Genomic DNA, 15,832 nt, shown 5'->3' with positions numbered 1-15,832 from the left:
AGGCAGCCTCCCCCGCCCCGGCAAGGGCGGGGGAAGCCCTTCACCCCTGATTGTCCAACTGTGCCCTAACCGAACGTCGCCCCAGCAGGGTGATGCGGTAGGGGCCGCCCTTGGCACCGATCAGGCCGCGTTGGCGGAGGCGTTGGAACAGCGGCAGGTCGCAGTCGGACAGCACCGCGCCGTCATGGGTAAAGCAGGTGATAGCGACGATGCGTTTGCCGTCGAATTCATGGCGAATATGGCCACCCAAAGCCAAATGGTGCAGCACGCGCTGTTCGCGTTTCGAGATGTTCATGGAAAGGTCCGTCAGATCGGGTCACGACAGGACAGGCGGCGCGGAACGCGGCCACCTATCCGGGTTCATGACAGCGGCCCACCGCGGGGCGGCAGGCAAAGCTGTCAGGAAAGGACCGCAATCTCGGACATGAACGCCTCGCGTCAAAGTTCAGCGCAATTCTTGCAATCCGGCCGGGGCGGGTCAAGCCCTGGCCGGATTTTCGATTGTTGCTGTGGATTTAAGAACCCAGATAGGTGGCAAAGATGAAATCATCGGCGGCGATGACCGTCCCCGCCGCGAACTGCGCCATCAGAAGGGCCTGTCCGCTGCCATTGCCATCGACATCATACATCAGCAGCCCCGTTGCCGCGTTATAGATGAAGCGGTCGCTGACGTCCTGCGCCACCGTGCCCAGACGGAAGGCCTGGGCCAGATAGTCGGCCGCCGAAATCCCTTCACCACCGTCATGCAGAAGGGTGAATTCATTGCTGAACAGGCGGATCGTGTCCTCGGCATGGCTGAAGTCGATGATCTGGTCGGAATCGTCCCCGGCATGATTGATATAAAGTTCAAAGGTATCGGCCCCTGCCCCGCCGGTCAGCGTGTCATGCCCCAAACCGCCGCCGAGTTGATCGTTGCCCTTGCCCCCAATCAGCACGTCATCGCCGCCTTCGCCCTGAAGCGTGTCGTTGCCCTTGCCGCCAAACAGGCTGTCATTGCCAGCACCGCTTTCAAACTGATCGGCGTATTGGCCACCGGTCAGATGGTCGTCGCCTTCGCCCGAGATCAGGTAGATGCGTTCGATGTTGCGGTATTTGAGGCTGCCCTGAAAGGTTGTCCAGTCGGCGTTCGCCGTCAGTTTGAAGGTCAGGTCTTCGGTCATCCACATGGAAAAGATCCGCATCCCGTCGATGCCCGCCCCACCGTCCACCCGGCTGTTCAGGCTGCGGTCATGGACGACAACCTCGATGTGGTCATTCCCCTTGCCGCCCAAGGCGGTGATGCCGTCGTCGGCGGAAATGGTGTCGTTGCCATCGCCACCGCTGAACAAAGTCCCTTCGGTTCCGGCATAGCCCGTCAGCCGGTCATGGCCCGCACCGCCATAAAGTTTGACGGCCCCGGTATCGGCGGTCAGGCTGTCATTGCCCGCATCGCCATAGAGCAGATCATTGCCGCCAAGGCTGGACATTGTGTCGTGGCCTGCCCCGCCATAAAGCCGGTCAATGCCGGGATGTTCACTGGCATAGCTAAAATCGGCGAAAAGCCGATCATTGCCCTTGCCGCCATAAAGCAGGTCAGCCCCGCGATCACCCCATAGGGAATCCTGGCCATCGCCGCCAAAGAGCGTGTCCTTGCCAACACCATAATCCGTGCCGCCACCGTCGCTGTCGCCGATCAGATTGTCATTCCCCTTGCCGCCGATCAGCCGGTCGTTCCCGGCAAAGCCCCAAAGGTCGTCATTGCCAAGGCCGCCATCGGCGAAATCATCGCCATTGTCAGTGACGATCTGATCATTGCCATCTTCACCCAGCAGCGAGTCATTGCCATCGTCGCCAAAGATCTGATCGTCGCCCAGACCGCCAAGGATCGTATCGTTGCCTGCGCCAAGGCCCGGCTCGCCATCATCGCCGATTAGTTGGTCATGGCCCGCCCCGCCGATGATAAGGTCATGGCCATAGGCGCCAAATGCCGTGTCGTCGCCCGAGCCGCCATAAAGCGAGTCACGGTCGTTTTCGGCAATAGCCCCGCCGATCAGGTAATCATTGCCCGCGCCACCATAGATCAGATCGCTGCCAGAGGCGGCAAAGTCGCCGTTGCTGTCCGAGGGGGCATAGCCGCCGATGTTGTCATCGCCCGCCCCGCCCGAAAGCGTGTCTTTGCCCGCGCCGCCGCGAATGCGGTCATGGTCATCGGCTGGCCCCTGATCGCCCTTGGGATTGCTTTGCAACCAGCCAAAAACCCGAACGCCGCCCTCGCCGCCATACAATGTGTCCGCCAGATTGCTGCCGTATGTGTCCGCCATATTCCCCACCCTTTATGATCCCGCCGCGCCTGTGGGCGGCGTTGGATGGCGAATTGGTAGCGATCTAAAACGTTATAGGCAAACAGTTTGCGGTGATTTGCTGTGGCGTCTAGCTTTCCACTATGCCCGCCGCCTCCACCTTGATCGGGCGATAGCGGAAGCGGGCGGCGATGATGCCGTGGTCATTGGTGCCGCTTTCCGCATGATCATCCCAGTTCAGATGGTCATTCATCACCACCATGCCATCGAACATCCAAAGGCGTTTCTTGCTGTTGTCGTAAAATTCCTGACTGACCAGAATATGGTCCAGCGACTCCATGATGTCCTGATGGATATGGGTGTAATAGACGTCGCGGGTGTTGCGGTATTCCTGCAAGGTCTGGGCGGTGTAAAGCGCCACATCGCCGCCGCCCACGCTATCACCGACCAGATAGCGCGGCTGTTCGGTCAGGATATTCGCCGTATTGGAATGCTGGCTGTCGTTGATATCGCCCAAGACGATCACCGGGGCATCGGTGCCCTTCATGATGCCGGTCAAAAGAAAGCGCAGGGCCGAGGCTTCGGCCGTGCGGCGGATGGTCGAGAGGGCCGCGCCAAGGTTGGTCTGATGGGGTTGATAGCCTGTGCGGTCGGCGTTGAACCAAGGTTCGCGGAAAACCTTGGTGGGGCCTTTCGATTTGAAATGGCAGACGAAGACATGGACGGGGCCGTGGTCTTCGCGCGGGCGGATGGTGAAATGCAGGACGGGGCGGGAAAAGCTGTTGATGGCAACGGCAATGGCGGGGGTCTGAGGATCATCGCCCTGGCTTTGCAGGATGAATTTCTGGGGAAAACGGGTGATCCATTCGGGCGTGCCTTCCAGCAAGCCCTTTTGGACCATCGCGGCGCAGACGATATGGGTGCCATTGGCATCCGGCGGGATCAGCAGATCGTATTGATCGGTCAGACCTGCGCGGGCGACGACGCGTTCCAGCGAGGCGCGGTGCCACAGTTCCTGAAAGCCCACGACCTGCGGTTTCAGGCGGGACAGAACGCGCTGCGACCAGTCGATCTTGCGGTCATAGGCGTCTTGGGGCCAGCCATCGGGATCGGTGTAAAGCGGCAGGCCGGGTTCATTGAGATTGTAAAGATTGAAGGACGCGATGGAGAGATTGCGGAGTTTCATGGAAATGCCCTTTCAGAATGAATGGACACACCTTAGCACAACCGGAATGATGAATCGATGACGGGTCTAACGGACCTTCAGCGTCGCGAGCCCGATCATCGCGAGGATCAGCGAGATGATCCAGAAGCGGATGACGATCTGCGGTTCGGCCCAGCCCTTTTTCTCAAAATGATGATGGATGGGGGCCATGAGGAAGACGCGTTTGCCGGTGCGTTTGAAGTAGAGGACTTGGATGATCACCGACAAAGCCTCGACCACGAACAAGCCGCCGACGATGGCGAGGACGATTTCGTGTTTCGTGCAGACGGCAATCGCGCCCAAAGCGCCGCCAAGGGCGAGCGATCCGGTGTCGCCCATAAAGACGGCGGCGGGGGGGGCGTTGTACCACAGGAAGCCAAGGCCCGCGCCGAAGAGGGCCGAGGCGAAGACGATCAATTCCCCCGTGCCGGGCACGAAATGCACGCCAAGATATTCGGCAAAGTTCGAGTTGCCGACGACATAGGCGATGATGCCCAAGGTGCCACCGGCGATCATGACGGGCATGATGGCCAAGCCATCCAGACCATCGGTCAGGTTGACGGCATTGGCAGCGCCGACGATGACGATCATGCCGAAGGGCACAAAAAGGAAGCCCAGATTGATCAGGAAATCCTTGAAGAACGGCAGGGCGAGTTGGTTGGTCAGTGCGGGCGGATGGAAGGCCGAGGCGGCATAGGCGGCCAGCAAGGCGATCATCAGGCCCAGCAGCAGGCGAATCTTGGAGGAAACGCCTTTGGTGTTCTGTTTGGTGACCTTGGCATAGTCATCGGCAAAACCGATGAGGCCGAAACCGGCGGTGACAAGCAGCACGATCCAGACATAGACGTTGGACAGTTGCGCCCACATCAGGGTTGAAAACATCAGCGCCGACAAGATCAGCAGGCCGCCCATGGTGGGGGTGCCCGCCTTGGCGAAATGGGTGGCGGGACCGTCATCACGGATGGGCTGGCCCTTGCCCTGCTTGCGGCGCAAAAGGTTGATCAGGGGGCGGCCAAAGACAAAGCCAAAGATCAGGGCGGTCATGAAAGCGCCGCCCGCGCGGAAGGTCAGATAGCGGAACAGGTTGAAAAAGTCGCCGCCGTCCGAAAATTCGGTCAACCAGTAGAGCATCTGCTATTCCGCCTCGTTCATTCTTGGGGGCTGCGACTGCCCGAGTTTGCGCAGGGCGTCAACCACAAGCGACACTTTGATGCCCTTGGAGCCTTTGACCAGAAGGATATCGCCCGCATCGAACAGACGGCGGGCCTTGGGGACCAGCTCGGTGGCGGTTTCGACCCAATCACCACGTTTGGACTGGGGAAGGCTGGCGTAAAGGGCTTTCATGCGGGGGCCGACGCAGTGGATGACGTCAATGTAGCGGAGGGCTGGCAGGGCTGCGATGGCCTGATGCAGGGCGGTTTCCTGCGGCCCTAATTCCAGCATGTCGCCCAAGATTGCAACGCGACGGCCTTTGCCGACAGAGCCGACGCCATGGGTGGGTTCGGCTGCGGCCAGAACGGCCAGGCTTGCGGCCATGCTGGCCGGGTTGGCGTTGAAGGCATCGTCGATCAGGTCAAAGAAGCGGTCCTCAATGGGATCGACCATGATGCGCTCGCGGGTGCCGCGCCCGGCGGGGGGCTGCCAGCGGCCAAGGTCGTGGGCGGCGATGGTGGGATCAAGGCCCAGAACATCACCCGTGGCCAGAACGGCCAGCGCGTTGACGGCAAAGTGACGACCGGGAGAGCCGACCTTGAACAGGCGTTCGCCTTGGGGTGCGCGCAGGCGGGCGCAAGAGGCCTCGGGCCCGATGCGCAGGTCGGAAAGGGTGTAATCGCCGGATTCTTCGCCAAAGGTCAGGACTTTGGCGGCTTTGGCGCGGGCGGCGTCCAGCAGGATGGCGGATGTTTCCAGATCGCCGCGCAGGATGGCGGTGCCGCCGGGTTCCAGCCCGTCAAAGATCGCCGCCTTTTCGTGGGCGATTTCGGCGACGGATGCAAAAGCCTCCAGATGGGCCGGGGCGACGATGGTGATGATCGCGACATGGGGGCGGGCAAGGCGGGCAAGCGGCGCGATTTCGCCGGGATGGTTCATACCGATTTCGATGACGGCAAAATCCGCGTCCTGCGGCATCCGCGCCAGCGTCAGGGGCACGCCCCAATGGTTGTTGAAGGATGCCGCGGCGATGTGGGTCTTGCCCTGCCCCGACAGCATCGCGCCCAGCATGTCTTTGGTCGAGGTTTTGCCAACGGATCCGGTGACGCCGATGATTTTCGCGCTGGTGCGGGCGCGGGCGGCGCGGGCCAAGGCTTCCAAGGCTTGCAGGACATCGGGCACGATCAGCAGGGGGGCATCTTCGGCAACACCTTCGGGGCGATGCGTGACAAGGGCGGCGGCGGCACCCTTGGCCAAAGCCTGGGCCACAAAGTCGTGACCATCGCGCTGATCTTTGAGGGCTATGAACAGATCGCCCTTTTGCAGCGAACGCGTGTCAATCGACAGGCCATTCGCCTGCCAATCGCCCACGGCCTGTCCGCCGGTCGCCGCTGCTGCATCCTGTGCGGTCCACAAGGCCATCAGATCAATCCATCCAAAGCGGCGACGGCAATGCTCGCCTGTTCCACATCGTCAAAGGGGAAAACCTGTCCTGCGATGGTCTGCCCCGTCTCATGCCCCTTGCCCGCCACCAGCAGGGCATCCCCCGGCCCCAAGGCATCGACGCCCATCAGGATCGCCTCGGCCCGATCGCCCACCTCGGTCGCGTCGGGGCAAGCGGCCATAATGGCGGCGCGGATGCTGGCCGGGTCTTCGCTGCGGGGGTTGTCGTCGGTGACAAACAACACATCGGCATGGGCCGCGGCGGCCGCGCCCATCAGGGGGCGTTTGGTGGTATCGCGGTCACCGCCTGCGCCAAAGACGATGACGATGCGGCCCATGACATGCGGGCGCAGGGCTTTCAGCGCGGTTTCAATGGCGTCGGGGGTATGGGCATAGTCGACATAGACCGCCGCGCCGTTCTGGCGGGTGGCGGCCAGTTGCATCCGGCCCCGGACGCCGGTCAGCGACGGCAGCGCCGCAAAGACATCGCCCGGTGCGGCCCCTGCCCCGATGACCAGCCCCGCCGCAAGGGTGACATTCTCGGCCTGAAAGCCGCCGATGAGGTTCAGGCGGACTTGATGGGTCTTGCCCTGATAAGACAGCCGCAAGTCCTGCCCCGTGGCATCGAACCGCTGGCCCAGAATCCGTAGGTCGGCGCGTTCGCCGTGGCCCACGGTCAGCAGTTTTTGCCCGCGTTGATCGGCCAATTCGGCCAGATCGGCCCCTTTCGGATCGTTCAGATTGATCACCGCCACGCCATCAGGCGACAGAACGCGGGTGAACAGCGCGGCTTTCGCCGCGAAATAGGCGTCCATCGTGCCGTGGTAGTCCAGATGGTCCTGCGTGAAATTGGTAAAGCCTGCCGCTTTCAGCCTAACCCCATCCAGCCGCCGTTGATCGAGCCCGTGGCTCGACGCCTCCATCGCCGCATGGGTCACACCTGCCCCTGCGGCCTGCGCCAGCATGGCGTGCAGGGTTACGGCGTCAGGCGTTGTATGGGCGGACGGAGCCTCCCATGCGCCTTCGATGCCTGTGGTGCCAATGTTGATCGCGGCATGACCCAAAGCCATCCAGATTTGCCGGGCAAAGGTCGCAACCGAGGTTTTGCCGTTCGTTCCCGTCACGGCGACCATCGTCGCAGGCTGCGCCCCGAACCACAGCGCCGCGGTTTGGGCCAAAGCCTCACGCGCGTCTTCAACGACCACCAAAGCGGCGCTGGAACCTGACAAAGCCGCGGCGGCCAAGGCCGCGCCTGAGGCGTCAGTCAGCACCGCCCCCGCCCCCATCCGCAGGGCAAAGGGGATAAATTCCGCGCCATGCACATGCGCGCCGGGGACGGCGACGAACAGGGCACCCTCCGTCACCTTGCGGCTGTCCAGCACCAGATCGGTCACGGTCGCTTCAACGCCGCCCCGCGCCCGCAGGCCCAATTCTGAAAGTGTCTTGGCCTGCCCCACGCTGTATCCGCCCTTAGTGGTTGTCTTCGACGACGGCTGTTATCTGATCGACGGGCGTGAAATCAACCTCGGGCCGAAGACCCAGCAGTGGGGCCACCCGTCGGATCACCTCGGCCGCGACCGGCACAGCGGTATAGCCCGCCGTCCGCCGCACTTCGGGGCCGGAGTCTTCGACCGGCTCGTCCAAGGTCACGATCAGCACATAGCGCGGGTTGTTCGCTGGGAAGATGGTGGCAAAGGTGTTGATCACCTTGTCTTTATAGTAGCCGCCGGTCTTTTTCGGCTTGTCCGCCGTGCCGGTCTTGCCTGCCACGGCATAGCCTTCGACATCGCCATAGCTGGCGGTGCCGCGCGTCACCACCTGCCTCAGCATCGAAACGGATTTCGCCGCTGTATCCGCGCTCATCACCCTTATGCCCTGCGCGGGCGTGTCGCGTTTCAGCAGCGTCGGCTTGATCGCAATCCCGCCATTGGCAATCGCCGCATAGGCGGTCGCCAGATGCATCGGGCTGGCCGACATGCCGTGACCGTAAGAGGTGGTGATCGTTACGATATCAGGCCAGCGCGCCGGGATCAGCGGCTTGGCGCCCGGTGCCTCGATCAATTCAATGGGCGACGGGTCGAAAAAGCCAAGCTGTTTCAGGAACGCCTGCTGCCGCAACCCGCCGATTTGCAGGGCGATATGGGCGGTGCCCACGTTGGAGGATTGGACGATTACGTCGGTCACCGAAAGCAGTGGGCCATAGTTCTTGCCCTTGAATTCCTTGATCAGATGCTTGCCCCAGCGCATGGGCGCATTGGCATCGACCATGGTTTCGGGGTTCATCAGCCCCAAATCCATCGCTTGCGCGGCGGCAAAGATCTTGAAGGTGGATCCCAGTTCATACATCCCCTGAACCGCGCGGTTGAACAAGGGGCTGTCGCCCGGTTCGGCGGTCTTGTCGGTGATCGGCGCGGGCCGGTCGTTCGGGTCAAAGTCGGGCAGGCTGGCCAAGCTGATGATTTCGCCGGTGCGCACATCCATCAGGATCGCGGCAGCACCTTTGGCCTTCATCATCACCATGCCGCCGTAAAGCACCTCTTCCACCGTCGCCTGCACGGTCAGATCCAGCGAAAGCTGCAAAGGCCCCGATTGTGCCGGATCGCGCAGGCGGGCGTCCATCGCCTTTTCAATGCCGGCCGTGCCGATCACTTCGGCGGAATGCACGCCTTCGGCCCCAAAACTGGCCCCGCCCAGAACATGGGCCGCAATCGGCCCGTTCGGATAAAGCCGCACTTCGCGCGGGCCAAACAAAAGGCCCGGATCGCCAATGTCATGCACTGCCTGCATCTGTTCGGGCGACAGCACCCGGCGCAGCCAAAGAAAAGACCGCCCGTCAGTAAAGCGCTTTTCCAGCGCGGCCTGATCCATATCGGGAAAAAGTTCCACCAGTTCCCGCGCCACGCGGGCCGGATCGACCATGTCTTTCGGATGCGCATAAAGCGCATGCGTCAGCATATTGGTCGCAAGGATCCGCCCGTTGCGGTCGGTGATATCCGCCCGCGTCGCCAGAATTTGTGCGCCCGAAGCCTCGGCTTTGGGTTCTTGCGGCTGGCTGGCGGCAATTACCCCCATTCGCCCACCGACAAGCGAAAAGGCCAGCATGAAAAAAATAGCAAGAAACAGCAAACGTCCCTCGGAACGCGCCCGCCCGCGATCACGGATCACCTCATGGCGCCACGCCAGGTTCTCGCGCTCGATCAGATCGGGGTTTTCCCCAGAGGCACGCGCTTGGAGGATGCGCGCAAGCGGGCGGAGGGGTGTGCGTGTCATGGCAGAGACTCCCCGTTATCATCCGTCATCGGCCCCATCACATCCACAGGGTCCAGGATCAGCGGTAGCTTCGGGGCAGGCAAAGCCACCTGCGCAACGTTGCCAAACTGGCCCGGTTCCAGCGGCAACAGCTTTAGCCGGTCAAAGTTGATTGAGACCAGTTCGCGCAGCCGGTCAGGGCGGTTCAGATAGGCCCATTCCGCCCTTTGTAGGGCCAGGGCTTCGCGCAGATCGGCGATTTCACTTTGCAGGTTACGAACCTCACGCAGGGATTCCTGGGTCGCGTAGTTCTCGCGATAGGCCCAGAAAGCCAGCGCCATGACGGCAGCAAAGGTCACAAGGTAAAGCAAGGGGCGCATTAGCGGCGTCCTTTCACGGGCAAAAGCGGCACGTCGAGCGCGGAAAGCTCCACCCTTCCGGCGGGGGCAGCGGTCCGCCGTCCGACGCGCAGCTTAGCGCTGCGGGAACGGGGGTTCTGGGCCAGTTCATCCTCATCGGGGCCGATGGCCTTGCGGGTGACCATCTCGAACCGGGCGGTGGTGGTTTCGTTGGCGGGGGCATAGCGGTTGGCGTTGGATTCCTGCCCTGAACGGAGCTGGAAGAACCGCTTCACAATGCGGTCCTCAAGCGAATGAAAGGTGACGACGGCCAGCAGCCCGCCGGGTTTCAAGGCGGCCTCGGCGGCCATCAAACCTTCGGCCAGTTCGCCAAATTCGGTGTTTACCGCAATGCGGATGGCCTGAAAGCTGCGGGTGGCCGGATGCGATTGGCCCGGTTTCGGACGCGGCAGGCAGCTTTGCACCACCTCGGCCAGGTGCAGCGTGGTGGTGATCGGTCGGGCCGCGACGATGGCTTTGGCGATGCGGCGCGAGGCGCGTTCTTCGCCATAGTGATACAGGATATCGGCCAACGTGCCTTCGGGCAGGGTGTTCACCAGATCGGCGGCACTTTCCCCGTCTTGGCCCATGCGCATGTCCAAGGGGCCGTCTTTCTGGAACGAAAAGCCGCGCTCGGCCTGATCCAGCTGCATCGACGACACGCCCAGATCCAGCACGACGCCGTCCAGCGGTTCACCGGCCAATGTATCGAGACTGGAGAATGTGCCCTGCACCAGACGCAAGCGATCACCATAGTCGCCTGCCCATGGTGCGGCCATCTGAAAGGCCAAGGGATCGCGGTCCACGCCGATGACACGCGCCGCGCCCGCCGCCAAAAGGCCGCGCGAATAGCCCCCTGCCCCAAAGGTGCCATCCAGCCAGACACCCTGCACCGGGGCCACGGCCTTGAGGATCGGGTTCAGCAGAACGGGGATATGGGGTTTGCGGTCGGGATCGTCGCCTTGGGGCAGCATCGCGCCCCCTATTCCGGCAAAAGCGACAGCATGTCCTGACCATCGGCCAGGAAATCCGGGTCAGGCTCGGCCAGATGCGCCAGATCGGCCTCGTAGGTGTCGCGCCGCCAGACGTGGAATTTGTCCAAGGAACCCGCAAAGATCAGATCGCAGCCCTTGGCCAGGGTTTCGCCTTCGACGCCAATCTTTTCGCGGGCGCGGGGCGGCAGGACGATGCGACCATCCTCGTCAATCTCGGCGGTCAGGGACATGGTGATCAGGTTGTGTTCGGCATAGCGCCGCGAGGGGCTGCCGCTTTGCATCTTGGCGATACGTTTTTCAATCTCGGCCATGCCGGTGATCGAATAGCATTCCAGAAACTTGCGCGAGGCCCCGCCGCCATAGACGATCACGAATTTTGCGCGGGTTGTGCTGGCACCGGGGTCGCCCTGTTCGATCACGCGGCGGAAAGGCGCGGGCACGGAGACCCGTGCCTTGCTGTCAACCTTTTGGTTGAACTCGCCTCTGAACGCCTCTGACACGACCCTTCAGTCCCTTTTTTCGGCCCCAAAATGAAATCGGCGGATCGAGCGGCTGCCACTGCTCGATCCGCCGCTGTCCCATCGCTGGGCGTCCGGCCCTGCGCACCACCTGGGGGAGATGTCTGCTCGCGCGCGCGCCGGATCTTTTGGTCCAAAAGTTAACGGGTGCCTGTATGAAACCTGACTTTGTTGCCTTGTGGGTCTTGGTGCCCTTGTCGTCATAACCCGTCTTCTTTCGGTGAACCCAGATAGCCATGGGAATTCATGGGAAGCAACGGAAATCTTGAGCGTCGCGGGCAGATGTTGTGCGGGAATGGCTGGGAAAACCCTATCTGGTGCGACTTTTCGTGCCACAATCTTACCGCATTTAGGCTGATGTTGGAAAATGCGCCACTAAATGTAGATATGGCGACCCACGCCCGCCAGATTCCATGATTTCCCGATAGATCGACGATTCTTCACGCCGACTCACGTTCTGTTGCAGAAAAGCCGCGGAGATCAGGGTGGAATCCAAGCTGAAAGACCAAAAAATGATTCGCGACGGACCCTTACAGACCCGCCGCGCCCCTCACGTTCCCATGATTTCCCGTGAACGGCTTGGTGCTACCGCCCATACCACCTAGTTTCGCTGCGCAGTCGGCCTAACCGGCGGGAGCGCGGAAAGGAGCAAGCGTTCAGATCGGCGTCCCCAGTGTTTCGTCTGGATCGGTGTTTCCGCTTGCCTGCCAATGGATTTCAGTAGCGCCTTTGGACTTCAGCCAATCGTCGACAACCCAAGCAAGTCCAATCATCCCGAAACCTAAATTTACAGTCGCAGAAAATGTCTGATCGCCCTCGCTCTGGAAGGAAACCGAGTGGAAATTGTCCTCATACCACGACAAAAAGACAGTGCGATGATCCAACATTGGCAAGGCGACAGTGCACCCTCTTTGTCTTTCATGAACGCGGAACTCTTCCGCGATTTCTTCGGCGGTACGCGGTCCGATCAAAACAATCGGCAAGGTGAATGTGACACGATCGCGCGCGTGATTGGGGAAGCTGGCGGCTCTTGGATCATCTGCCACGTATGACATTCCTGCTTGGCCGAGCCTTTTTAGAATGCGGGCGTCGTTCCCTGCATAGTGGATACAATCGGCTTCACTGGCCCACATCGCCCTGATCGCCTTATCGATTTCGGCGTTCGTTTTCGGTTGGCGTTTCAGAAAGCATGCATGCTCACGCCAATCAAAGAGATCTGGAGCGATCTCGATGGGCTGGCCACAGGTTAGGCAACAATCAGTGTCAATGTAGAAGCCTTGGCTTTCACCGTCACGGGTTGCTGAGTGCTTAGAGCTTTTGTCCATCCGTTTTGTCTCCGAAAGACCCTCAGGCCAGCCATCCCATCTTTTCGCTTAGTCAGCGCGATCCGATACCTGTAGGACTAAGCCATCCCGCCCGCCACCAAACGATGCGCCAGCCGCGCATAGGCCTCGGCCATCGGCCCCTCGCCCGCCGCAATCGGGGTGCCTGCGTCGCCCGCCAGACGGACCGACAGATCCAAGGGCAGTTCCCCAAGGAAGGGCAGGTCCATCTTGACCGCCTCGGCCGCCACACCGCCGTGGCCGAAGAGATGCGCCTCGTGCCCGCAGTTGGGGCAGATATAAGTGGACATGTTTTCGATCAGGCCCAGAACCGGCGTCTTCAGCTTGCCGAACATATCCAGCGCCTTGCGCGCATCCAGCAGCGCCACATCTTGCGGGGTGCTGACCACAATCGCCCCTGTCAGATGCGTCCGCTGGCACAGCGACAGTTGAATATCCCCCGTCCCCGGCGGCAGATCGACGATCAGCACGTCCAGATTGCCCCAATCGACCTGTGTGATCAGTTGTTGCAGCGCGCCCATGATCATCGGCCCGCGCCAGATCACCGCCTCATCCTCTTTCAACATCAGCCCAATCGACATCACTGTCACCCCATGCGCCTGCAAGGGGATGATCGTCTTGCCGTCCGGGCTGGCCGGGCGGGCCGATACGCCCATCATCCGCGGTTGGGACGGACCGTAGATATCGGCATCCAGCAGACCGACCCGCCGCCCCTGCTTCGCCAGGGCCACCGCGAGGTTCGACGACACTGTCGATTTCCCCACCCCGCCCTTGCCGCTGCCGACCGCGATAATACGGTCCACCCCTGATATCCGCGCCGGCCCACCCGCCTGCGGCGTCGGATGCTGCCCGATCTTCAGGCTGGGTGCCTTGTCGGGGATCGCCCCGCGCGCGGGCGCCTGTGCCGTAATCACGATTCCCACGCTTTCGACGCCCGGCTCGGCCCGCAGTGCCGCCTCGGCCTGACCCTGCATCGCAGACAGCGCCCGCCCCTCGGCGGCATCGCTGGCTTCGATCACGAAACGCACCGCACCGCCATCAACCGACAGCGCCCGGATCAGATCGCGACTCACTGGGTCGCTTCCGTCAGGCAGGCGCAAACGTTGCAGAATCGCCAAGACCTTTTCGCGGGTGATCGTCATTGCCTGTCCTTTCGAAGCGGATGGCCAAGAAAGCGGCGGATTGTGGAAAAGGGCAAGGCCCGCTTTTGTCCCTGCCCAAAAATTGGTCAGCAATGATGACGGAATGCTAAACATTCGTGACAAGAGTCATGCACTTGCCGCATAGCAGCATTGACCATGTCAGGCATTGTGCATCCGCAGCAATGTCCGCATATTGGCCTCATGAAAGCGCTAACACGAACTTGGAAGCGCCAAGAAGATGACAAAACGAGGCTAGACGAAAATGGCATATGTGAACCAAACCCGCGCCGTGACTGCAACTTCGACCGACCGTCTGTCGTCGCTGGTGGCCACGCTGAAGGGCGGTCTTCAACGCCGCCGTGTCTATACCCAAACCCTGCGTGAGTTGAACGCGCTGAATGACCGCGAACTGGCCGATCTGGGGATCAGCAAGTTCTCGATCCCGGAAATCGCCCGCGAGGCGGCTTACGGTCTGTAAGGAATTTTCCAGACCCACTCCTCCTCCCGGGTCTTGGAATATGCGGCGGCACCTCTCCTCCTCCCTGGTGCTGCCGCCTTTTATCGGGACGGAAACGTCCTGCACGATGTAGCCAAGGCCCCTCTCCTCCTCCCGGGGCCGGTTGCAGAAGCGGTGAAGCGGATCCTCCTCCCCCGCCGAACCGCCACATAGCGCGGCAGCACCTCTCCTCCTCCCTGGTGCTGCCGCTGCTCTCTCATCGGGGCGAAAGCCCTGCACGACGTAGCCGAGCGCCCCTCTCCTCCTCCCTGGGGCCGGTTGCAAAGCGGTAAAGCGGATTCTCCTCCCCCGCCGAACCGCGCCTACAGAGCGGCGACAGGGATCCTCCTCCCCCCTGTCGCCGTTTTTGTTTTAGGCTTTATCGCTGGGCTTTGTTTCAAATCTGACGATTGTTTCAGGCCGCACAGACGCCTAACCTTGCGTCGGTTTTGTCGAATGAGGTTAAGATGGCAGTCTGGAAATACAATGTGGTTGGCGGCGTCTCGCTAGGGACCCAAGATTTGTTCACCGGCGGGTTCGCCCTTCCCGAAATCTCGATCAAGCCCAAGGTCATCCGCCTGTTCGGGGACAACAATATGGTTGTGCTTTTGACCGGCTCGGGCATCGCGGGCAGCGCAGAGGGGTTGACGGCTGGGAAAATCACTGGCGCGCAGATCAAGATCGCAGGCAATATCGCGCTTGATGTGACGGGCCTGAACGTGCGGGCAGTGGACCTGACGGCGGCGACCGCAAATGGGGCGGAAGCTGTAGCGCGCCTGCTGTTCAGCGGTGCTGACAAGATCACAGGCACCAATCTGGGCGAAGACCTTTACGGCTTTGGCGGAAGCGACACCATCAACGGCGGCGGTGGACGGGACCGGATCGATGCGGGACCAGGGCAGAATGTATTGAATGGCGGGGCCGGGCACGATTCCATTGGAGGTGGCTTCGGGTCAGACAAGATCACGGGTGGTGCAGGCGACGACGCCATCCTTGGGGACGGCGACACATCGGAAGAAAAGGGGAGTGGCGACCGTCTCTTTGGCGGCGCAGGAAATGACACCATTGTTGCCCATGGCGGCAATGATTTTGCCAACGGCGGCATAGGTCAGGATCTATTGATTGGTTTGTTCGGCAATGATCTGCTTTTTGGGGGCTCAGACAACGACACCGTCGATGGTCAGGTTGGCAACGACAATTTGTTCGGTGGTGCGGGGAATGACATCGTCGTCGGACAGAATGGCATTGACCGACTGAACGGTGGTTTAGGCAGTGATACGTTGGTCGGTGGTGACGGGGCTGACAAGTTTGTGTTTGATACGGCGCTTGGGGCCGCCAATGCCGATGAAATCACAGATTTCGAGGTTGGGCAGGATCATATCTTGCTGGACAACGACATCTTCAAGGCCCTTGCCGTCACCGGCGATCTGGCGGCTGGGCGATTTGTGGCGGGCACCGAGGCCGGCGATGCCAACGATCGGATCATCTATGATATCGGGACAGGTCGGGTTTATTACGACCGCGACGGCACTGGCAGCGCCGCAAAGCAGCTGATCGTGACCGTGGCCGGGGCGCCGGGCGTTACCGTTGAGGACTTTCTAATCATCAACTGA

At 61.4% G+C, this 15,832-nt stretch carries 14 protein-coding genes; 2 read left to right on the top strand and 12 right to left on the bottom strand.

Features of this window, described 5'->3' with window-relative positions:
* Nucleotides 1-40: 40 nt before the first annotated feature.
* From IE095_RS13695 to IE095_RS13640, 12 genes are all read right to left on the bottom strand, one after another.
* Nucleotides 41-295 (bottom strand): YjhX family toxin, encoded by a 255-nt coding sequence (locus IE095_RS13695; RefSeq protein ID WP_189412235.1) that lies wholly within the window; start codon nt 293-295, stop codon nt 41-43.
* Between the two features lie 220 nt (nt 296-515).
* On the bottom strand, nt 516-2,300 hold the full coding sequence (locus tag IE095_RS13690) for a calcium-binding protein (RefSeq protein ID WP_189412234.1): 1,785 nt from the start codon (nt 2,298-2,300) through the stop codon (nt 516-518).
* 109 nt (nt 2,301-2,409) lie between these two features.
* Entirely contained in the window at nt 2,410-3,465 is a 1,056-nt protein-coding gene (locus tag IE095_RS13685) for an endonuclease/exonuclease/phosphatase family protein (RefSeq protein WP_189412233.1), read from the bottom strand.
* Between the two features lie 66 nt (nt 3,466-3,531).
* Nucleotides 3,532-4,614, bottom strand: coding sequence for a phospho-N-acetylmuramoyl-pentapeptide-transferase (gene mraY / locus IE095_RS13680; RefSeq protein ID WP_189412232.1), 1,083 nt, complete (start codon nt 4,612-4,614; stop codon nt 3,532-3,534).
* A 3-nt stretch (nt 4,615-4,617) separates the two neighbouring features.
* The gene (locus IE095_RS13675; protein WP_189412259.1) at nt 4,618-6,060 is read right to left on the bottom strand and encodes a UDP-N-acetylmuramoyl-tripeptide--D-alanyl-D-alanine ligase; all 1,443 of its coding nucleotides are present in this window, start codon (nt 6,058-6,060) and stop codon (nt 4,618-4,620) included.
* Nucleotides 6,057-7,535: a UDP-N-acetylmuramoyl-L-alanyl-D-glutamate--2,6-diaminopimelate ligase gene (locus IE095_RS13670; protein WP_189412231.1), complete on the bottom strand. Its 1,479-nt coding sequence runs from the start codon at nt 7,533-7,535 to the stop codon at nt 6,057-6,059. The genes IE095_RS13675 and IE095_RS13670 overlap by 4 nt, the downstream gene beginning before the upstream one ends.
* 13 nt (nt 7,536-7,548) lie before the next feature.
* Nucleotides 7,549-9,348 (bottom strand): peptidoglycan D,D-transpeptidase FtsI family protein, encoded by a 1,800-nt coding sequence (locus IE095_RS13665; protein WP_189412230.1) that lies wholly within the window; start codon nt 9,346-9,348, stop codon nt 7,549-7,551.
* Nucleotides 9,345-9,707 (bottom strand): cell division protein FtsL, encoded by a 363-nt coding sequence (gene ftsL / locus IE095_RS13660; protein WP_189412229.1) that lies wholly within the window; start codon nt 9,705-9,707, stop codon nt 9,345-9,347. The genes IE095_RS13665 and ftsL overlap by 4 nt, the downstream gene beginning before the upstream one ends.
* Nucleotides 9,707-10,699: a 16S rRNA (cytosine(1402)-N(4))-methyltransferase RsmH gene (rsmH, locus tag IE095_RS13655; protein WP_189412228.1), complete on the bottom strand. Its 993-nt coding sequence runs from the start codon at nt 10,697-10,699 to the stop codon at nt 9,707-9,709. The genes ftsL and rsmH overlap by 1 nt, the downstream gene beginning before the upstream one ends.
* Nucleotides 10,700-10,707: 8 nt before the next feature.
* The gene (locus IE095_RS13650) at nt 10,708-11,220 is read right to left on the bottom strand and encodes a division/cell wall cluster transcriptional repressor MraZ (RefSeq protein WP_189412227.1); all 513 of its coding nucleotides are present in this window, start codon (nt 11,218-11,220) and stop codon (nt 10,708-10,710) included.
* A gap of 674 nt (nt 11,221-11,894) precedes the next feature.
* Nucleotides 11,895-12,563, bottom strand: a complete 669-nt coding sequence (locus tag IE095_RS13645; protein WP_189412226.1) for a ferredoxin — start codon at nt 12,561-12,563, stop codon at nt 11,895-11,897.
* A 77-nt stretch (nt 12,564-12,640) separates the two neighbouring features.
* Nucleotides 12,641-13,723 (bottom strand): Mrp/NBP35 family ATP-binding protein, encoded by a 1,083-nt coding sequence (locus tag IE095_RS13640; protein WP_189412225.1) that lies wholly within the window; start codon nt 13,721-13,723, stop codon nt 12,641-12,643.
* Between the two features lie 262 nt (nt 13,724-13,985).
* Between IE095_RS13640 and IE095_RS13635 the strand changes: the two genes are divergently transcribed.
* The gene (locus IE095_RS13635; protein ID WP_189412224.1) at nt 13,986-14,201 is read left to right on the top strand and encodes a DUF1127 domain-containing protein; all 216 of its coding nucleotides are present in this window, start codon (nt 13,986-13,988) and stop codon (nt 14,199-14,201) included.
* A 485-nt stretch (nt 14,202-14,686) separates the two neighbouring features.
* A complete protein-coding gene (locus tag IE095_RS13630) occupies nt 14,687-15,832 on the top strand; it encodes a calcium-binding protein (protein WP_189412223.1) in 1,146 nt (381 codons plus the stop codon).

The sequence above is a fragment of the Neogemmobacter tilapiae genome (assembly GCF_014652215.1).
Classification (GTDB): Bacteria; Pseudomonadota; Alphaproteobacteria; order Rhodobacterales; family Rhodobacteraceae; genus Neogemmobacter; species Neogemmobacter tilapiae.
Note: the sequence above shows the minus strand (reverse complement) of the source record. Positions and strands in the feature narration are given on the sequence as shown.